The following is a 19,633-nucleotide window of genomic DNA, read 5'->3' as shown; positions in this document are numbered from 1 at the left end:
TCGCCGGCCGGAAATCCGGGCACCTTCCCGGAAAGCGAAACTGCCGCCTGTTACTGCCGCTCGACTTCCGCCTGGAAAGCCTTCGGATAAATAATATCGAGGCATGAAGATACTCCTGAGCGGAACCGCTTCGGACTCCCACACCTGGAACCTCGTGCATCTCGGGCTGTTCCTGGAGGAGCGGGGGCACGACGTCGTCGCGCTGGGTCCCTGCGTGAGTCCCCGTCTGCTCACGGCCGCCTGTCGCCGGCATGCCCCCGACGTGGTCGTGCTGAGCAGCGTCAACGGCCACGGTTACCGGGACGCCCTCGCGGCGGTACGCGCGCTGCGCGTCGAACCGGAGCTGGCCGCGCTGCCGGTGGCCGTCGGCGGCAAGCTCGGCACCGCCGGCCTTTCCGGGGAGGCCGAGGCGGCCCGGCTGCGCGAGGCGGGCTGCGACGCCGTCCTCGGTGACGGGGCCGACGACCTGGAGGCCCTGTGCTCGTTCCTCGCGGCGCGTGCCCGGGTGGTGGCATGAGCACCGCCGAAGCCCCGCGCCCGTTCGGGGCGTTCGTCGCGGCCTCGGCTGCCGCCGGACGGCTCGTCGTCCAGCCCCGCATGGGCTTCGGCGACCCGGGAACCATGCGCACCGGCCTGGAGCGGACGAGATCGGCCACCGCGACGACCGTCGGCACCCTCACCATCGACAGCTACACCCGCGTCGGTGACCTCGACGGTGCCCGTGCCGCCCTCGCCGAGGGCGCCGGACTCAACGGCTACCCGATCGCCACGCACCCGCTGGACGTCACGCGCGCCCTGCTCGACGGACTGTACGACGACGACTTCCCGGTCCAGGTCCGGCACGGCTCCGCCCGCCCCCAAGCCATCGTCCGGGCCCTGGTCGCCGCCGGTCTCGACGCGACCGAGGGCGGGCCCGTCTCGTACTGCCTGCCCTACGGCCGCACCCCGCTCCGGAAGTCCGTCGCGGCCTGGGCCGAGGGGTGCGAGCTCCTCGCCGCGAGCGCCCTGCCCGGCTCGGTGCCGCATCTGGAGAGCTTCGGCGGCTGCCTGCTCGGCCAGCTCTGCCCGCCCGGCCTGCTGGTCGCGACGAGCGTGCTGGAGTGCCTGTTCTTCGCCCAGCACGGGGTGCGCAGCGTCTCGTTGAGCTACGCCCAGCAGACCGACCCGGGCCAGGACGAGGAGGCGATACGGGCCCTGCGCAGGCTGGCGGGTGAGTTCCTGCCGGCCGGCGTCGACCACCATGTCGTCCTCTACACCTACATGGGCGTCTACCCGCGCACCGAGCGCGGCGCGACCCGGCTCCTGGAGGCGTCCGCCCGGCTGGCGGTACGGGCCGGGGCGGACCGGCTCCTCGTCAAGACGACCGCCGAGTCCCGCCGTATCCCGACCGTCGACGAGAACGTCCGCGCCCTGGAGACCGCCGCCGCGGCCGCCGCGCTCGCCGGACCCCCGGTCCCGGCCGGCCCGGACGACGGGAGCGAGGTCTACGCGGAGGCGCGCGCCCTGATCGAGGCCGTCCTCGGTCTGCACCCCGACCTGGCCCGCGCGCTGCCCGCCGCCTTCGCACGCGGGCTGCTGGACGTGCCGTTCTGCCTCCACCCCGACAACGCGGGCCGCTCCCGCAGCGTGATCGGCGCGGACGGGCGGCTGCGCTGGTCGGACACCGGCGCAATGCCGATCCGCTCCGACGCCCCGGCCGACCTGGCGCCCCTCACCGCGAACGGCCTGCTCACCGCCCTCCACCACATGGCCGACCGCTACGACCGGCCGCCGGCCGACCCCGTACCGGCGTACACGCGCCCCGCCACCGCACGCGCTCTCCCCCCGACCCCTCACCACCGCCACGAACAGGAGCCCGTCATGGACCACGCCCCGCAGCCCGCAGGTCCCGCCCTCCCGCCCCCGCTCGGTGAGCACCTGCGCTCCCCGCAGCTGCGCGCCGCCATGCTCGTCCAGCAGGAGGCGCTCTCGGCGGCCCGCGACTTCCTGCGGCAGGCGGGCTTCACGGAGCTGCTGCCCCCGCTCGTCGGACCCGTCACCGATCCGGGCGGCCGGGGCGCCAAGGCCCTGGACGTCGACTACTACGGGCGCCCGTACAAGCTGATGACCAGCGCCATCCTCTACAAGCAGGCGTCGCTGCACGGCTTCCCGAAGCTGTTCTACATCGCGCCCAATGTCCGCGTGGAGCCGGAGGAGACCGCCACCACCGGCCGCCATCTGGTCGAGTTCCACCAGATCGACGTCGAGATCGCCGGTGCGAGCCGCGAGGACGCCCAGGAGGTCGCCGCCGGACTGCTCACCCACGTGGCCGAGCACGTGTGGACCGCGGTACCGGACGTCCTGGCCGAACTCGGCCGTCAGGAGGCGGACTTCGCCGATGTCCGCAGTGGCAAGTTCGACGTGTGCACCCATCAGGAGGCGGTCTCGCGGCTCGTGACGGCCGGCCACCCGCAGAGCCCGGACAGCGAGATCGACTGGACCGGTGAACGGCTCCTCTCGCTGGAGAGCGACCGGCCGTTCTTCATCAACGACTACCCGAAGGGATCGCGCGGCTTCTACGACCGCGAGGACCCCGAACGCCCGGGGGTCCTGCGGAACTTCGACCTCATCGCCCCGCACGGCTACGGCGAGCTCGTCTCGGGGAGCGAGCGGGAGTCGGACTACGCGACCATCGTCACGCGGATGCGCGAGAGCGGCGAGAACCCGGCCAAGTACGCCTGGTACCTGAAGGAGGCCCGCGAGGGCATCCCGGCCAGCGCCGGCTTCGGGATGGGCCTTCAGCGCCTCGTCCGCTTCCTCACCGGCCTCGACTCCCTGTGGCAGGTCAGCGCCTACCCGAAGCTCCCCGGGGTGGTGGCACCGTGAGCGCCCTCTCCGCCCCCGGCTTCCCCGAGCGCGAGATCCGCGCCCGCGCCCGGCGCGGCACCGCCGAGGTGTTCCCCGACCCCGGCTCGTACGGTGCCGAGCTCTACGGCCCCGGCGCGGCGGCCGGGGCCGACGCGCTCGACCGGGCCCGTATCGTCCCGCCCGTCTTCATGCCGGAGCGGCTGGAGAAGCTGATCGAGCTGGCCCGCGAGCCCGAGTCCGGTGACGTCGACCTGACGGTCCGGACCGGGGGCTTCACCGCCTCTCTACCGCTGTACCTGTCGGCCTTCGGGTCCACCCGGGCGGGCAGCGGTGACCTCGCCGTCCAGGCGTCCCGGCAGGCCGGCCACCTCGGCATCCCCATGGTCATCGGGGAGAACATGGTCCCCGTCCACGGCTACCGGCGCGGCGGCGGCGACGCCGCCCGCTCCGCGCTCCTCGCCCGCATCGACGCGTACCTCGAAGCGGCACCCGAGGGCGTCGGCGGGATCGTCGTCCAGCAGTCCACCGAGGATGCCGACTCGGAGGTCTGGAACCTCCTCTACAGCGACCCCGCCACCCGGCCCCTGCTCGAATCGGGGCGCCTGGCTTTCGAGTTGAAGACCGGCCAGGGCGCCAAGCCCGGTCTCGGCGGCATGACCGTCGTCGCGGGCGCCGAGGCGGCACAGCTGGCGGGCCGGTTCACGGTCACCGAGGCGTTCGGCCCGGACGACGAACGCCGGCTGCGCTGCGCCACACCGGGCACCTTCACCGACGAGATCCTGCGCCAGCAGCTGCGGTTCATGCGGAACAACTTCCCCAAGGCCCGTACGTGGGTGAAGTTCCACCCGGGCCGCGACATCGGCCTCGCCGTGCGCACCGCGTGGGGCGCCGGGGCGGATGCCGTCACGGTGGACGGCGCGGAGGGCGGGACGGGCTGGGCCCCCCGGGTCTTCCTCGACCAGGCGGGCCTGCCGCTCGCCGAGTGCCTGCGCCGGATAGGCCGGCCGCAGGGCTGCCTCCTCGCGAGCGGCCGGATGTGGGAGGGCGGACGGGCCGTGCGCGCCCTCGCCCTGGGGGCCACGGCCGTCGGCCTCGGCCGCGCCGCGCTGATCGCGGTCGACGAGGACCCGGAACACGGGCTGGTACGGCTCGCGGAGAGCATCGCGCTCGAACTGCGGCTTCTGGTGAGCGCGTTGGGCAAGTACGCGGTGGGTGCGCTGGCCCCGGATGACCTGTGGTGGCCGGAGGGCGGCGCCGTCGTCGCCGGGGCGCCGCTGCCCGCCGACCCGGCGTCCGAGGGAGCGACGCCGTGAGCGCGGGGGCGTATCGGAGGCGGGGACGGCCTGTCGGGCTGCGGTCACGGGATACCTCTCGCCTCGCCGGGCCCGGGCGCGCCGTCCGGCCCCCGTCCCGACAGGCCCCCGGCATCACCGGCCGCCGACGTACCGTCCGGGCCCGGTTCGAGCTGCGGGAGACCCCCGGTGTCACCGTCGGTTCCGCCGACGAAGGCCTACGGGACGCCGACACCCCGGGCCCCCTGGCCGACACCGCCCGGCTCGCCGCCCAGCGCGCCCTCACCGAGGCGGGCCGTGGCTATCTCGGCGGCCGCCTGGAACTCCGTACCCACGGCCCCGCCCGTGCCGCGCGCGACCGCCGTGCCCTGCGGCGCGCCGCCGGCCGGGCCGCCGCGCTGGCCGTCGCCGCGACGCTGCGCGGCGACGGCACCGGCGTCAGCGTCCGCGCGACGCGCCGCTGACCCGCCCACCTCACTCACGCACCGAGCCCGCCCCAGCCCGGCAGCAAGCCGGCCCACTCCCCCAGGAAGCCGAACCCCATGACAACGAACCCCTCCGCCCCGTCGGCCAAGACGGGGCCCGCCCCCGACTGGCGGCGCATCGGCAGCTTCGTCACCGGCCAGGCCGCCGTGCAGTGCGGCAGCTTCGCCCTGATCATCGCCATGAACTGGACGGCGGTCCAACTGGGCGGGCGGGGCGCGGTGACGCTCGTCATCCTCGCCTCCACACTGCCGCGAGCCCTGATGCTGCTGTTCGGCGGTGCCCTCGCCGACAGCCTCGGCCCCCGGGCCGTCCTGCTCCGGGCCACCGCCACCCGGCTGGCCGTCCTCGCGATCGGCGCCCTGGTCACGGCGGGCGCCGACAGCATCTGGCCGCTGGTCGCGGTCGCCGTGGTCGAGGGCTCACTGCTCGGCCTGACCGGTCCGGCGTCGGGCGTCCTGCTCACCCGGCTGGCCCCCACGGAGCACCTGGGCCGGGCCAACTCCCTGTTCTCCATGGTCATGCGGCTGGCCCCGATCGCCGGATCGCCGCTGGGTGCCTGGCTGGTCGTGGCCGGCAGCCTGTCCGGGGTCATGCTGGTCGCCGCGGCGGGGTGTGCGGTCTGGCTGGTCTGCGCGTTCCACGTGACCCGCGGCATGGCCCGGCCCGAGCGCGGCGCCGGGGCGGGTGGCACCTCGCTGTTCCGGCGCTCCGGCGACGGCCTGGCGCTGCTGGGCGGCCACCCCAGGCTGCGCTGGATGTTCATCGCCTGCTTCTGCATGGACTTCGCGTTCCTGTGGCCGGCCGAGGTCGCGCTGCCGTTGCGCGCGTCCGGCGAGGGCTGGGGCATCGGGTCGGTCGCGGCGGCCCTGACCGCGTTCAGCGCGGGCGCCCTGGCGTCGGCGGCGGCCGGTGCAGCCCTCGCGCACCGCATCCCCGTGCCGGTCAAGCTGATCGTCACCGGTACCGGGCTCGCCGTCGGCATGGGCTCCATGGCCCTGGTCCCCTCGCCGTCCGTCCTCGCGATCGTGGCGTGCACGGTCGGCCTGTTCTCGGGACTCAACGGACCCGCCCTGGTCACCGCGTACCAACAGGCCGTGCCCGAAGGGAAGCTGGGCGCCGCGATGTCCACGTTCTCGCTGTCCAGCATCGGGGCCGCGCCCCTGTCGCTGGCCGTCTTCAGTTCGCTGTCCGCCCCGCTGGGTGTGACCGGCACCTGGCTGCTGTGCGCGTGCGTCGCACTGTTCTCGCCGGTCGCCGCGACGCTCGCCCTGCGCGCGCCCCTGACGCGGAGCACCCCCACCACGAAGGTGTCCGCCGCCCCCGAGCCCACCGCCACAGCCGTGTGAGGCAGACATGTCCCTGCTGGAACCCAGCCCGTCGCCCGTCCTCGACTCCCTCCTCCTGCCCACCGCGCTCCCCCCGCTGCCCGCCACCCTGCCCCCGCTGACGGACCCCGGCCCCGGCCGCCCGCAGCTCTGGCTGGTCGCCACGGCCGTGCACGAGGAGACCGCGGCACGCTACGCCCCGCTGGTCCTCGGGCCTTCGGAGCTGGCCCGCGCCGAGGAGTTCCGCCGCCCCACCGACCGCGCCACCTACCTGTGCGCCCATGTCGGGCTGCGCCGGGTCCTCGGCAAGCACCTGGGCGTCGCGCCCCGGACCGTCTCGGTGGCCCGCGCCCCCTGCCCGTGCTGCGGCGAACCGCACGGCCGGCCCGTGCTCCCGGGCGAGCCCCTGCACTTCTCGCTGTCGCACTGCGAGGGCCTGAGCCTGATCGCCGTCGCCGCCGCTCCGGTGGGCGTGGACGTCGAGCCCGTACCGGACCCGCAGACGCTCGTCGAGGCCGCCGACGTCGTCCACCCCATGGAGGCGGCGGAACTCGCCGCCCTCGCACCCGCGTTGCGCCCGGCCGCCTTCGCCCGGGTGTGGACCAGGAAGGAGGCGTACCTGAAGGGCCTCGGCATCGGCCTGGGGGCCGACCCGTCGACGGATTACGTCGGCGCCGGGGAGGTGCCGGCCGCCCCGCCCGGGTGGCTGGTGGCCGATGTCGCCGTCCCCTACGGCCACCGGGCCGCGGTGGCCGTCCACCGCAGGTCCATCGGCGCCGGCCCCGACTGACCGGCACACCTGGGCGCACAACCCGACGGTGGCCCTCCTCGGGGACGCGGAAGGCCGGCGCCTCGCCCCCGAGGCACCGGCCATTCCCTACCGCTCGCGGCCATCAGGCTCTGTGCCGTCAGACCTTCTGCTTCTTCAGTGATGTCAGGTGGGCGAAGACGACCACGTTGGAGGCGTAGCCGTCCTTCTTGTTGAAGCGCCCGCCGCAGGTCATCAGGCGGAGTTCCGGACGGCCGGTACTGCCGTACACCTTGTCGTCGGGGAACTTGTCCTTCGTGTACGTCTCGACCGCGTCGACCGTGAAGACCGCGGTCTGCTTGTCGGCCCGGGTGACCGTCACCTTGTCGCCCTTGTGCAGGGCGTTGAGGTTGAGGAAGATCGCCGGTCCGGTCTCGGTGTCGCGGTGGCCGACGATCAGGGAGGTCCCCTTCTCGCCGGGCGAGGGCCCGTCGCGGTACCAGCCCACCTCCCTCGGCTTGCTCATGGGCGGGGCCTCGAGGTGCCCCTTCTTGTCGAGCCCGAGGCCGGTGACCGGCGCCTCGATGAAGATGGCGGGCACCGCGACCTTCACCGGACGCGACGGCGACAGGGGTGCGTGCGAGGCCGGCCGGTCGCCGCCGCCCGCGGCGTCGTTGCCGTGGGCGGCGGCGACCGGATCGTCGGACGAGTCGGAACTCGCCCAGACGATGCCGGTCACCAGCGAGGAGGTCACGCACAACGTCATGGTGAGACGACACGCCCGGCTCGGGCCCCGTCGGCGTCTTCTGCGCGGGTTATGCCTCGTTGCGGGCACGGCGGCGTGCGGCTCGGCGGACCATGATCAGCCCGGCGGCCCCGGCGGCGCCGGCCGCGATCGCGGCGGTGGTCCCGACGTTCGAGTCGCTCTCGGAGCTGATGCTGTCCATGTCCGGGACGCCGCCGCCGCCGGCGGGAACGCCGCCGGAGGGCTGCTCGTAGCCGCTGTCGGAGCCGGCCTCGGAGCCCGAAGCCTCCGAGCCGCGCTCGTTGTTGTCACCGGGGCCGTTGTGGCCGGACGGCTTGGTGCAGTCGACCTTAAACGCCTTGTTCTTCGGGCCGGACGGAACGATCCACACCAGCTGGTACGTGCCCTCGGGGAGCAGGTACTCCTGGCTGCGCGCCGAGCCGTTCACCAGGGGGAGGGTGCTGGCGAGGGTGTCCCCCGGGGGGACGGTCGGGGGCTGCGCGGTGATGGTCCACGGGACGGCCGGCATGTCGCCGAAGTTGCTGGCCTGGAGGACGAACTTGCAGACCTCGTGGCCGTCGCCGCCGCGCGCCGCCCAGCCGCCGGGGCGGATGTCGATGTCACCGCTGTCGCCGGGGGCGGCGAAGGCGGCGGTCGCCCCGCCCAGCGTGGCTGCGGCGACGGCGATCGCGGCGGCCGCGACGGCGCCCGCGCGGGCGCTGCGGGAACGGGCAGAAGCAGACATACGCATGCTGAACTCCTTCGAGCCGGGATGATTGTCGTACTGATCAATCGATCGCCTAAGAGATGCCATGACTCGGGGGATAAATGCTGCGTAACACTCTGAAAAGTGCGATAAGTAGCCTGAGTAGCCGATAGCGGCCCGGCCCGGAACGGCCCGCACACACGAACGGGGCGCCCGCCGGGCGCCCCGTTCCGCACTGCCGTCCGCGCAGGTCAGGCCGTGGATGCCCCCGCTCCGGCCGCCGCACGCCGCCTGCGCTGCTCGGCCACGTCCGCCACCGGCGAGGCGAGCAGCAGTGCGCGCGTGTAGGCGTGGCGCGGGTCGGAGGTGACCGTCGCGACGTCGCCCGTCTCCACGATCTCGCCGCGGTGGATCACCGACACGCGGTGGCTCATGAAGCGGACGACGGCCAGGTCGTGCGAGACGAAGAGGTACGAGACACCCGTCTCCTGCTGGATCTCCAGGAGCAGGTCGAGCACCGTCCGCTGGGTCGTCAGGTCCAGCGCGGACACCGGCTCGTCGCAGATGACCAGCCGGGGCCGCAGGGCCAGCGCCCGCGCGATGGCGACCCGCTGGCGCTGGCCGCCGGAGAACTCCCGGGGCAGCCGGCCCGCCGCGTCGGACGGCAGGTGGACGCGCTCCAGCAGCCCGGCGACCCTCCCCCGGGCGTCCCGCGCGCCCGTGCCCTGCCCGATCAGCGGCTCGGCGAGGGTGTCCCCGATGGTGCGGGACGGGTTCAGCGAGGTGTACGGGTCCTGGAAGATGACCTGGAGGTCGCGGCTGAGGGCCCGGCGGCGCCGGGCGTCGGCGTGTTCGATGCGCTCGCCGTCGAAGGTGATCGAGCCCGAGCGGACCGGGACGAGCCCCAGGACCGCACGGCCGATCGTGGACTTGCCCGAGCCGGACTCGCCGACCAGGCCGAGGGTCTCCCCCGGCCGGACGAACAGGCCGACGCCCTTGAGGACTTCGGTCTCCGGGGCGCGCCATCCCTTGCCGGGGAAGGAAACCCGCAGGTCGCTCACGTCGAGCAGGGCGTCAGCGGCGGACGCGTCGCCGGGGATCTTCTTCATGCGGTGACGGTCCTTGTTTCTCGGGGCTGCCAGGGTGCGCGGGCCGGGGCGTCGTCGAGCACGGCGGCCAGCAGGGTGCGGGTGTACGGGTCCTGGGGTGAGCCGAGGATCTGTTCGGTGGTGCCGGTCTCCACGATGCGGCCGGCGTTCATCACGGCCACCCGGTCGCAGACGTCCGCGACGACACCCAGGTTGTGGGTCACCAGGAGGACGCCGAGGCCGCGTTCGTCCCGCAGCCGGCGCAGCAGGTCGAGCACCTCGGCCTGGACGCGTACGTCGAGCGCGGTGGTCGGCTCGTCGGCGATGAGGAGGTCCGGGTCGCAGGACATCGCGCCGGCGATCAGGACGCGCTGGGCCATGCCGCCGGAGATCTCGTGCGGGTAGAGGCGCATGGTGCGGTCCGGGTCGGGGATCTCGACGAGGCGGAGCAACTCGCGTGCCCGGTCGGCGGCTTCCCTGCGGCCGAGCCCGAGGTGGTGGCGTACGGGCTCCATGAGCTGGCTGCCGATGGTGAAGGCGGGGTCGAGGTTACTCATGGGTTCCTGCGGTACGTACGCGAGGGTGCGGCCGCGCAGCGCTCGGTGGTCGCGTTCCCGCATGCCCGCCGTCTCGCGGCCGTTGACCGTGATGCTGCCCCGGGTGACGCGCCCGCCCTCCGGCAGCAGGCCGAGCACGGAGAACGCGGTCTGGGTCTTCCCGGACCCCGACTCCCCGACCAGGCCCACGATCTCACCGGGGCGCACATCGAGGTCGACGCCGTGCACGACCTCCTTGTCGGTGCCGTCGGGCCGGGCGTAGGCGACGGTGAGGCCGCGCACGGAGAGCAGTGCGGCCCGTGGCCCGGTGGACTCGGTGACCGGTTCCGGCGCCTCGGCGCGCCGGCGGCGGGCGGGCCGGGGTGCCTGGTCCTCCAGGGCGTCGCGTACGGCTCCGGCCAGCAGGACGAGGGCGCAGTTGGTGAGGCCGAGGGCGAGGCCGGGCCAGAGGATGAGCCGGGGCGCGCGCTGGATGTTCTGGAACGCCTCGTTGAGCATGGCGCCCCAGGTCGCCGACGATCCGCTGCCGACGCCCAGGAATTCGAGGCCGGCCTGGAGGGCGATGGCGATGCCGGCGACCAGCGCGACCTGGATGATGATGGGGCCGCGCACCACGGTCAGGACGTGGCGGGCGACGATCCGCGTGTCGGAGAGTCCGGAGACCTTCGCGGCGTCCACGTACAGCTCGCCCCGGACGTTGGCGACGATGCCGCGCACCAGGCGGAAGAAGCTGGGCGCCACCAGGACGCCGAGGACGATCATCAGGACGTGGACGTCCGGGCCGAGGATGGCGCGGGAGGCGAGCAGCACGACCATGGCGGGCAGGGCCATGACGAGGTTGACGGTCCAGTTGGCGGCGGAGTCGAACCGGCCGCCGCGGTATCCGGCGAAGAGTCCCGACGGCACGCCGAGCGCCAGGGCGATGGCGAGGGCGAGCAGCGCGCCGCCGAGAGTGGTGCGCCCGCCGTACAGCACCCGGGCGAGGATGTCGCGCCCCGCCGAGTCCATGCCGAGGGGGTGGTCTCCGCTCGGCCCGGCGAACGCCTCGCTCAGCGACGAGGCGCCGGGGTCCTGCGAGGCGATCAGGGGCGCGAGGAGCACGGCCGCGACGATGAGCAGGAGCAGGGCGGCGGACAGGCCGCCCAGGGGGTTGCGCAGGACCCTGCGCAGGGTGCGGCCGGTACTCATGCGACCCTCGCCTTGGGGTTGAGCCAGCCGATCAGGATGTCGACCAGGAGGTTGATCAGGACGACGCCGACGACGGTGAGCATGACGAGGGCCATGATCACCGGGATGTCGCCGCGGGTGGTGTAGGTGACGGTCATGGAGCCGATGCCGGGGAGCCCGAAGATCTGCTCGACGAGCACGGCGCCGCCGAGCAGGCCGACGAACTGCATGCCGAGCACGGAGAGCGCGGGCGCCGAGGCATTGCGCAGGACGTGCTTGAACACGATGCGGGACGCGGGCAGTCCGCGGGCGCGCAGGGTGCGTACGTAGTCCTGCCGCAGGGCGTCGATGACGGCGCCGCGCACCTGCTGGGAGACGCCCGCGACGGAGGCCACCGACAGCGAGAGCACCGGCAGGGTGATGGTGGAGAGCCAGCCGCTGGGCGAGTCGGTGAAACCGGTGTACCCGATGGCGGGGAACCAGCGGAGCCGTACCGCGAAGACCAGGACCAGGACCAGGGTCAGCAGGAATCCCGGCAGGGCGTACCCCACCACGCCCAGCACCTGCACGAAGCGGTCGGCGGCCCCGCGCCGCACCCCGGCCCACACCCCCAGCAGGAAGGCGAGGACCGTGGTGACGGCGGTGACGCCGAGCATCAGGCTGGCCGTGACCGGGAGGCGGTTGCCGACGGCCCGGCCCACGTCCTCACTCGTGAACCAGGAGGTGCCGAGGTCGCCGCGGACGGCATGGGAGAGCCAGGTCCCGTACTGCTGGAGCACCGGGTCGTCCAGGCCCAGCGACGCGTTCTTGGCGTCGATGGCGCTCTGGGAGGCGCTCTCGCCGAGCAGTTGCCGGCCCACGTCGATGTGCGGGACGGACAGCAGCAGGTAGGTGAGGAAGGAGATCACGACCAGGAGCACGGCTCCGGAGGCGATCCTGCGGGCGATGAAGTTCAGCATGACACTCGGTATCCGTCGGCGCGGGGCGTTACTTGGCGGGCGCGTAGTTGTAGATCGAGGGGACGGCCATGCCGGACTGCGGCGAGATCTTCACGGTGCCGTCCGAGACGTGCAGATAGCTCATCCGGTAGAAGGGGACGAACCAGGCGTCCTCGACCAGGTGCTGGTTGAGTTCGCGCGCGGCGGACTCGGCCTCGTCCTCGCTGCCGGCCGTGAGGGCGGGCAGCAGCTTCTGCGTCACCTTGTCCGTGGTGCCGAACATGTTGAAGGCGCCCGGGGTGACCAGCTCGTCGGCCGCCGCCCAGTCGGAGGCGGACTGGCCCATGTTCATGACCATGCCGGAGTAGAGGCGGTCCTTGAACACCTTCTGGATGGCCGATGCGCCGTCGAGCGTGTCCCAGACGAGCTTCACACCGATGGCCTTGAAGTCGGACTGCAGCGAGGCGGCGAGCGCGTCGTTGACGATCGCCGTGATGCGCGGCAGCTTCAGGGTGAAGCCCTTCGCGTAACCAGCCTGCTTCAGAAGGGACTTGGCCTTGGCGGGGTCGTGCGCGTAGTAGGTGTCGAGCTTCTTGTCGTAGGCCTGGGTCTCGGGACCGAAGACCTGCGAGGTGGTCTGCCCGCGGTTCTGGCGGATGCGGTCGAGCATGGTGTCGCGGTCGATGGCGTAGTTGAGCGCCTGCCGCACGCGTGCGTCGCGCAGGGCGGGGGTGAGCTTGCCGTCGCGGTCGAAGAGCAGCAGCCCCTGGAAGTCGAACTCCTGCTTCTCCGTCTTCACCTCCGGGTCGGACTCGATGGCGACCTGCTGGTCGGCGGACTGCAGGAGCGCCGCGTTGATCTGCCCGGTCTTGAGGCCGTTGGTGATCGCGGTCTCGTTGTCGAAGAAGCTGAAGTTGATGTTCTTGTACGGGAGTTCCTTGCCCCAGTAGTCGGCGTTGCGGCTGTAGGACCATTTGGTGCCGACGGTGGTACGCGTCTTGTCGAGGCGGTACGGGCCGGTGCCGTCCGGGGTGGTCTTGAGGCTGTCGCCGTTCGCGAACTGCTTGGGGTTGGCCATGAGGCCGGGCGCGTCGCTGAGGTAGAACTCCATCGCCGGGTTCGGCTGCTTGAGCTTCAGCGTGACGTGGGTGGCGTCGGTGACGTCGACGGCCTCCAGATCGTTCAGCCACTTCGCGGAGGCGCCGCCGCCCTTCTGGAAGCGGTCCAGGTTCGCCTTGACCGCCGCTCCGTCGAAGGCGGTGCCGTCGGCGAACTTGACGTCCTTGCGCAGGGTCAGCGCGAGGTGGGTGCGGGTCTTGTCGTACGTCCACTCCGTGGCGAGCATCGGGCTGAAGGTGCCGTCGGGCTCGCGCTTGATGAGGGTGTCGTACACGGCCTGGAAGTACGGCAGGGCGCTGCCGGTGGCGACCGCGGGGTCGAGGCTCTGCGGGAGGGTCATCGTCGCGATGTTCAGCGTGGACGATCCGGCACCCGCGGCGCCGCCGCTCTCGCCGGCGCATCCCGCGAGGGCGAGCGAGGCCGCGACGCAGGCGGCCATCGTCGCGGTTCGGGCAGTTCTGCTCATGTCTTTCGCTCCGTCTGGAGAGCCGGGGCGCCGCCCCGGCGAAGATTGCGGGTGAGCCTACCTACGGAATTAACCACTTGGTAGGTTTTCGCTCGGTGGAATTGACCGAGCGGTAAGTTCTGCCCGACGAGGCCCGACCGCGGCAGGAGACGACCGAAGTGACCGACCTCGCGCCCGAGGCGCCCCGGCGGCTGTCGAAGGGCGAGCGCACCCGCGCCCGCATCATCGGCTCCGCGACCGAGCTGTTCGCCCGCTCCGGCTACCTCGCGGTCTCGCTGCGCGACATCGCCGCGCACGCCGGGCTCACCCATGCCGGGCTGCTGCACCACTTCCCCGGCAAGGAGGCCCTGCTGCTCGACGTGCTGAGCCTGCGCGACGAGCTGGACGGGCGCCGGCTGTTCCCCGCCGTGCTGGCCCCGGGCACTCCGGAGCCGGAGCCCGCGGAGCGGTTGCGCGTGCTGCTGGACGTGGTCACCCGCAACGCCGGCACGCCGGGCCTGGTCGCGCTGTACGCGAAGCTGTCGGCGGAGGCGTCCGATCCGGAGCACCCCGCGCACCTCTACTTCGTGCGGCGCTACCAAATCCTGCGCCGCGAGCTCACCGGCCTGCTGGCGGAGCTGTTCGCGGCGGCGGACGTACGGGAGGACCCGGCGGCCGTGGCCCAGCAGTTGCTGGCCCTGATGGACGGGCTCCAGACGCAGTGGCTGCTGGAGCCGGACGCGGTCGACATGGCGGAGCAGGTCCGCGCCTTCCTCCGGCGGTACGGCGTACGGGCGGAGCTCGGCTGAGGCGTCAGTGACCGAGGGCGGCGAGGACGGCATCGGCCATGCTCCTGTGTCCGGACGCGTTCGGGTGGAAGCCCGCGCCCTGGTCCGAGTCGGCCGGTTCGATCCAGCGCACCCCCGCGGCCCGGCAGGCGTCGTGGCCGACGGACGGGCCGTAGGTGTCGACGTAGCCCGCGCCGTGCGTCCCGGCCCGCTGCGCCATCATCGCGTCGAGCTGCTTCTCCTTGTCCCGGACCCAGCCGAAGTCGCCTTCGGCGAGCGGGATCGTGGCACGGCAGGAGCTGCCGTCGTCGGGGAGCAGCGACGGGTAGCCGACGAGCATGACCCGGGCCTGCGGCGAGCGGGCGTGGATCGCGTCGAGCACCGCGTCGATCTTCGGTGCGGTGGCGTTGATGCGGGAACCGATCTCGTCCGTGCCGAACAAGGTGAAGCTGGTCCTGCACGGCGAGCCGTGCGGCGCGAGGTAACCGACCAGCACGCAGCGGGTGATGACCCCGGCCAGGTCGAGGTCGTTGCCGCCGACGCCCAGGGTGACCAGGGTGGTGTCGGGCCGCAGCGCGTCGAGCTGCGGGGCCACCGCGTCCTGCGGACCGGCCATGTGCGTGGTGTCGGCCCCCGCGCAGGTGACGTCGGTGAACGACTCGGCGCCCACCGCCGCCGCCACGAGCGACGGGTAGTTGCGGTCGGAGCGGCCGCAGACGGTGTCGGTCTGCTGCGGGATGCCGAGCCCGGAGCTGTACGAGTCGCCGAGCGCCACGTAGCGCACGGCGTCGCCGGACGCCGGGGCGGCCGGGGCCGCGACACCGGGCGAGGCGGCGCCCGCCAGCAGCGCGACGGCTGCCGCCGCCGCGAGGGCCAGGCGCGGGGCGCGGGCCGGGTGGCCCGCCTCTCGGAGCGCGGGGGTGGTCGACCGACCGGATACCGACATGACCGTTCCTCGATTCGTGGGAGTGCGGGGCGATTCATGGGAGTGCGGGGCCGATGAGGCGGTCGGCAGCAGGGAGCTCATCGGAGCGGACCGCCCGAGCTCGAAAACCGTACGGTGATCGGTTTCTGGCCGTCAAGAGGCGCGTCCAAAATGAAATCCGGCCGATCGAGGGGCCTTCGGACGCCGCACGCGGGGACCCTTGACAGCGAAAACCGATCACCATACGTTTTTGGGTCGCATGCCGTCTTGCCCCGATTCGCTCCACCGGACGCCCGGCCCGCCCCTCCTTCACGAAAGCCCGACAGGTACTCGTATGACTCAGCGATCCACCCCCAGCCCCTCCCCCGCCACCGGCCTCCCGCTCACCGAGAAGGCCGCTCTGACCAGCGGGTCCGGGGACTTCGTCAGCCAGGGGTCCGAGGCGGCGGGCATCCCCGCCGTCCGGATGTCCGACGGCCCGCACGGGCTGCGGCTGCCCCGGGAGAGCGGCGACGGCGGCCAGCTCGACCTGCACAGCGCGGGGCCGGCCACCTGCTTCCCGCCCGCCGTCGCCCTCGGCAGCAGCTGGAACCCGGAGCTGGCCGAGGAGGTCGCCGCCGCCATCGCGGCCGAGGCGGTGGCGCACGGCGTGCACGTGGTGCTCGGGCCGGGCATCAACATCAAGCGGTCACCGCTGTGCGGCCGGAACTTCGAGTACTTCTCCGAGGACCCGCTGGTCTCGTCGGAGCTGGGCGGCGCCATGGTGCGCGGGCTGCAGAACGCCGGGGTCGGGGCGTCCCTGAAGCACTACGCGGCCAACAACCAGGAGACCGACCGGATGCGGGTCAGCGCCGACATCGACGAGCGCCCGCTGCGCGAGATCTATCTGCGCGCCTTCGAGCGCGTCGTCCGCCGCGACCGCCCCTGGTCCGTCATGGCCTCCTACAACGGCGTCAACGGCGTGCCCGTCTCGCAGAACACCCGCCTGCTCACCGAGATCCTGCGCGACGAGTGGGACTTCGACGGGATCGTCGTCTCCGACTGGGGCGCGGTACGCGACCGGGTCGCCGCCCTCCGCGCCGGCCTCGACCTCCAGATGCCGGGCCCCGGCGGGCGCACGGACCGCGAGGTGGCCGCCGCCGTGGAGTCGGGCGCGCTGGACGAGGCGGTGCTCGACCGGACCGTCGAACGGCTCGCCCTCTTCGCCGGCCGCGCGACCGGCGGGACCGGCGCACCCGCAACGTTCGACGCGGACGCCTCGCACCGCATCGCCGGGCGGGCCGCCGACCAGTGCGTGGTGCTCCTGAAGAACGACGACGCGCTGCTGCCGCTGGACCCGGCGTCCGGCAGCGTGGCCGTCATTGGGGAGTTCGCCCGGACGCCCCGCTTCCAGGGGGCGGGCAGCTCGCAGGTCACCCCGACCCGGCTCGACGTTCCGCTGGACGCCCTGCGCGAGCTGGCCACGGGCGCGGACGTACGCTTCGCCGCCGGGTACGCGCTGCCGGGCGCGGAGGACGGGCCGACGGACGCCGAACTGGCGGAGGAGGCGGTACGGCTGGCTGAGTCGTCCGACACGGCGGTGCTGTTCCTCGGTCTGCCGGCGCAGGACGAGTCCGAGGGCTTCGACCGCGACCACCTGGACCTCCCGGCCGCCCAGACGGAGCTGCTGCGGCGGGTCCTGGAGGCCAGCCCGCGCGTGGTGGTGGTGCTGTCCAACGGCGGTGTCGTCCGCACCTCGCCCTGGCAGGAACGGGTGCCCGCGCTCGTCGAGGGCTGGCTGCTCGGCCAGGCGGGCGGCGGTGCCCTCGCCCGCGTCCTGTTCGGCGCGGTCAACCCGTCCGGGAAGCTGACGGGGACCGTCCCGCTGCGGTTGGAGGACTCCCCGAGCCATCTCTCGTTCCCCGGCGAGGAGGGCAGGGCCCGGTACGGCGAGGGGATCTTCGTCGGGTACCGGGGGTACGACGCCCAGCGCCGCGAGGTCGCGTTCCCGTTCGGCCACGGCCTGTCGTACACGACGTTCGGCTACGAGGACCTGGCCGTACGGACGGACGGCGACGGCTTCCACGTCACGCTGACCGTCACCAACACCGGCACGGTCGCCGGGCGCGAGGTCGTCCAGATCTACGTCTCCGGGCCGGACGGTTCACGCGTCCTGCGCCCGGTGCGCGAACTGCGGGGCTTCGCCTCGGTGTTCCTGGAGCCGGGCGAGAGCCGCGAGGTCGCGGTGCGCGTGGCGCGGCACGATCTGGCGTACTTCAGCGAGCGGGAGGGCGGCTGGAAGGTCGAGGGCGGCCGCTACCGGTTCGAGGCCGGCGCCTCCTCGCGCGACATCCGCGCCCATGTGGAGAACGAGGTGGAGGGCGACCCCTCCGGACTGCGGCTGACCGGCCGCAACACCCTCGCCGAGTGGTTCGAGCACCCGGTGGGCGGCCCGCTGCTGATGGAGGCGTTCGCGCAGGCCCGTACGGACGCCTCCTCGGGCGCGCTCGCCGATCCCGTGATGCGGCGGTTCCTCGCGGGGGTGCCAGTGGACGTGATCTGCGAGTTCCCGCAGAGCCCGTTGTCCCCCGAGAGCCTGCCCGCCCTGGCGGACGAGGTGGAGGCGCGCATGGAACAGCGGGAGGGCTGAGGTGCTCACCGGCTGGGTGGCGCCCGGCTGGGAGCCAGTCCGCGACGCTTTCGTACGCGGCTGCGCCGATGACCCCGGCGCGGCACAGCTGGCCGTCCACCATCACGGGCGCCCGGTGGTGGACCTCGCCGCCGGCCCGCCCGGCTTCGGGACGGACTCGGTCGGCGTGCTGATGTCGGTGACCAAGGGCCTCGTCGCGGTCTGCGCCCACCTGCTGAGCGAGCGGGGCGCCCTGGACCTCGACGCGCCCGTGGTCCGCTACTGGCCGGAGTTCGCCGCCGCCGGGAAGGCCGGTACGACGGTGGCCGACCTCCTCACGCACCGGGCGGGGCTGCCCGCGTTCTCGGCCGGCCCTGCGGGGTGCGGGCTGCCCGGGCTGTTCGACCGGGACGCCCGGGTGAGCGGCCTGGCGGCGATGCGGCCGGTGTGGGAGCCGGGCACGGCGTGCCTCTACCACGCGCTGACGTACGGGCACCTGGTCGGCGAGGTGGTGCGCCGGGTGAGCGGGCGGAGCGCCGGCGCGTTCTTCGCCGCCGAGGTGGCGGGGCCTCTGGGGCTCGACGTGTGGATCGGACTGCCGGCGCAGGAGGAGCACCGGTTCGCCCGGCAGTTCTCCGTACGCCCCGACCCCACGCCGGAGCAGGTCGCCGGCTTCCTCGCCGGGCTGGGGCTCGCCCCGGACGCGCCGCTGTCCCTCGCGCTCCGGGCGTCGCAGGCGGAAGTCGCGGCGGCGGTCCGGGGGCTGGCGACCCGCGAGGGCCGCGCAGCCGAGCTGCCCGGCGCCGGCGGGATCGGCAACGCCCGGTCGCTGTCGCGGATGTACGCCGCGCTCATCGGCCCGGTGGACGGGGTGCGGCTGCTGTCCCCGGCCACGCTGGGCCGGGCGGTCGCCCCGCGCGACGACGTGCCTCCCCCGCCACCGCTCGACGGCGGGGACCCTGCGGGCCGCTCCCGATTCGGGCTCGGCTTCGAGCTGCCCCGGAAAGGGCTGCCGATGCTGGGCGCCGGTTCGTTCGGGCACGCGGGGGCGGGCGGGCGGCTGGGGATGGCCGACCCCGCCGGCGGTCTCGCCGTGGGGTACGTGTGCACGGCGATGGCCTGGGAGCCGGCGGCCGGACCGGATCCGCGCTGGGCGGACTGGACGGAGGCGGTGACCGCGACGGCGGCGGCGCTCTGACCCGTACGGGAAAGGGAAAAGGAGGAGGGGCGGCGCACAGGCGCCGCCCCTCCTGCGCTGCTCAGGCCCCTTCGGGCGCCGTGCGCGGGTCGAGGATGGAGAGCAGGTCCTCGATGGGCTGTTCCATGTCCGTGGACCGGTCGATCAGCCACTGGAGCTGGATGCCGTCGGCCACGGCGACCAGGAGCACGGCCAGCCGCTCCGGGGGGATCGCGGAGCCGATCCGCCCCTCCGCGATCCCGTCCCGGACGAAGTCCGCGACGCGTTCGCGCACCACCGGGTAGCGCTCGGCGAAGTGGGCGTGGGCGGGGTGGGCCGGGTCGCTGGCGGCGGCGGCCATGGAGACGAACAGCTCGACCAGGCCGGGGGTCTTCGCGCCCTCCCGGATGATCTCGCGGTAGCCGTACGGATCGGCGCGCTCCGCCTGCCGCGCCCGCGCGGTCTCGTCACGCATGCGCAGGACCTGGGTGAGCAGGTCCTCCTTGGAGTCGAAGTAGTGCATCAGCCCGGGCAGGCTGAGACTGCACTTCGCCGCCACCTTCCGCAGGGAGGTACCCCGGTACCCCTCGGCGGCGAAGATCTCCAGTGCCGCGTGCAGGATCTCGCTGCGCTTGGCCTCGCCCTTCTCGTACGGGCCCCGTTTCGCCATGC

The 19,633-nt window shown here is 73.4% G+C and carries 17 protein-coding genes; 9 read left to right on the top strand and 8 right to left on the bottom strand.

The features are described 5' to 3' along the window. Positions 1-103: 103 nt before the first annotated feature. The 6 genes from OG242_RS27575 (at position 104) to OG242_RS27550 (ending at position 6,740) form a co-directional block, all read left to right on the top strand. Positions 104-517: a cobalamin B12-binding domain-containing protein gene (locus OG242_RS27575; RefSeq protein ID WP_405900711.1), complete on the top strand. Its 414-nt coding sequence runs from the start codon at positions 104-106 to the stop codon at positions 515-517. Further along, complete coding sequence (locus OG242_RS27570) at positions 514-2,865, top strand: amino acid--tRNA ligase-related protein (protein ID WP_405900710.1); 2,352 nt, start codon at positions 514-516, stop codon at positions 2,863-2,865. Before OG242_RS27575 ends, OG242_RS27570 begins: the two co-directional genes overlap by 4 nt. After that, positions 2,862-4,160 (top strand): glutamate synthase-related protein, encoded by a 1,299-nt coding sequence (locus OG242_RS27565; RefSeq protein ID WP_405900709.1) that lies wholly within the window; start codon positions 2,862-2,864, stop codon positions 4,158-4,160. The genes OG242_RS27570 and OG242_RS27565 overlap by 4 nt, the downstream gene beginning before the upstream one ends. Continuing rightward, positions 4,157-4,603, top strand: coding sequence for a hypothetical protein (locus tag OG242_RS27560; RefSeq protein WP_405900708.1), 447 nt, complete (start codon positions 4,157-4,159; stop codon positions 4,601-4,603). Before OG242_RS27565 ends, OG242_RS27560 begins: the two co-directional genes overlap by 4 nt. Positions 4,604-4,681: 78 nt before the next feature. Beyond that, the gene (locus OG242_RS27555) at positions 4,682-5,971 is read left to right on the top strand and encodes an MFS transporter (protein WP_405900707.1); all 1,290 of its coding nucleotides are present in this window, start codon (positions 4,682-4,684) and stop codon (positions 5,969-5,971) included. 7 nt (positions 5,972-5,978) lie between these two features. After that, positions 5,979-6,740, top strand: coding sequence for a 4'-phosphopantetheinyl transferase family protein (locus OG242_RS27550; RefSeq protein WP_405900706.1), 762 nt, complete (start codon positions 5,979-5,981; stop codon positions 6,738-6,740). Positions 6,741-6,858: 118 nt separating this feature from the next. On the opposite strand, the gene OG242_RS27545 is transcribed toward OG242_RS27550, so the two are convergent. From OG242_RS27545 to OG242_RS27520, 6 genes are all read right to left on the bottom strand, one after another. After that, positions 6,859-7,464, bottom strand: coding sequence for a class F sortase (locus tag OG242_RS27545; RefSeq protein ID WP_405900705.1), 606 nt, complete (start codon positions 7,462-7,464; stop codon positions 6,859-6,861). Positions 7,465-7,513: 49 nt separating this feature from the next. Next, the gene (locus OG242_RS27540) at positions 7,514-8,194 is read right to left on the bottom strand and encodes a hypothetical protein (RefSeq protein ID WP_405900704.1); all 681 of its coding nucleotides are present in this window, start codon (positions 8,192-8,194) and stop codon (positions 7,514-7,516) included. Between the two features lie 206 nt (positions 8,195-8,400). Continuing rightward, the gene (locus OG242_RS27535; RefSeq protein ID WP_405900703.1) at positions 8,401-9,258 is read right to left on the bottom strand and encodes an ATP-binding cassette domain-containing protein; all 858 of its coding nucleotides are present in this window, start codon (positions 9,256-9,258) and stop codon (positions 8,401-8,403) included. Then, positions 9,255-10,982 carry a dipeptide/oligopeptide/nickel ABC transporter permease/ATP-binding protein gene (locus OG242_RS27530; RefSeq protein ID WP_405900702.1) on the bottom strand — a complete coding sequence of 576 codons (1,728 nt, stop codon included), beginning with the start codon at positions 10,980-10,982 and terminating at the stop codon, positions 9,255-9,257. Before OG242_RS27530 ends, OG242_RS27535 begins: the two co-directional genes overlap by 4 nt. Beyond that, positions 10,979-11,920: an ABC transporter permease gene (locus OG242_RS27525; RefSeq protein WP_405900701.1), complete on the bottom strand. Its 942-nt coding sequence runs from the start codon at positions 11,918-11,920 to the stop codon at positions 10,979-10,981. Before OG242_RS27525 ends, OG242_RS27530 begins: the two co-directional genes overlap by 4 nt. A 28-nt stretch (positions 11,921-11,948) precedes the next feature. Next, positions 11,949-13,484: an ABC transporter substrate-binding protein gene (locus OG242_RS27520; protein WP_405900700.1), complete on the bottom strand. Its 1,536-nt coding sequence runs from the start codon at positions 13,482-13,484 to the stop codon at positions 11,949-11,951. A gap of 158 nt (positions 13,485-13,642) precedes the next feature. On the opposite strand from OG242_RS27520, the gene OG242_RS27515 reads away from it, so the two are divergent. Then, entirely contained in the window at positions 13,643-14,272 is a 630-nt protein-coding gene (locus tag OG242_RS27515) for a TetR/AcrR family transcriptional regulator (RefSeq protein ID WP_405900699.1), read from the top strand. A gap of 4 nt (positions 14,273-14,276) precedes the next feature. Here OG242_RS27515 and OG242_RS27510 read toward each other — a convergent pair whose 3' ends face one another. Then, a complete protein-coding gene (locus OG242_RS27510; protein WP_405900698.1) occupies positions 14,277-15,197 on the bottom strand; it encodes an SGNH/GDSL hydrolase family protein in 921 nt (306 codons plus the stop codon). A gap of 313 nt (positions 15,198-15,510) precedes the next feature. Between OG242_RS27510 and OG242_RS27505 the strand changes: the two genes are divergently transcribed. Together OG242_RS27505 and OG242_RS27500 are read left to right on the top strand one after the other, a co-directional pair. Beyond that, a complete protein-coding gene (locus OG242_RS27505) occupies positions 15,511-17,805 on the top strand; it encodes a glycoside hydrolase family 3 C-terminal domain-containing protein (RefSeq protein WP_405900697.1) in 2,295 nt (764 codons plus the stop codon). Position 17,806: 1 nt separating this feature from the next. Beyond that, entirely contained in the window at positions 17,807-18,982 is a 1,176-nt protein-coding gene (locus OG242_RS27500; RefSeq protein WP_405900696.1) for a serine hydrolase domain-containing protein, read from the top strand. Between the two features lie 61 nt (positions 18,983-19,043). Here OG242_RS27500 and OG242_RS27495 read toward each other — a convergent pair whose 3' ends face one another. Further along, positions 19,044-19,631: a TetR/AcrR family transcriptional regulator gene (locus OG242_RS27495; RefSeq protein ID WP_405900695.1), complete on the bottom strand. Its 588-nt coding sequence runs from the start codon at positions 19,629-19,631 to the stop codon at positions 19,044-19,046. Positions 19,632-19,633 lie beyond the last annotated feature (2 nt).

Origin of the sequence: Streptomyces sp. NBC_00727 (genome assembly GCF_045161745.1) — a bacterium.
Lineage (GTDB): Bacteria > Actinomycetota > Actinomycetes > Streptomycetales > Streptomycetaceae > Streptomyces.
This window is presented reverse-complemented; position numbering and strand designations above follow the sequence as displayed.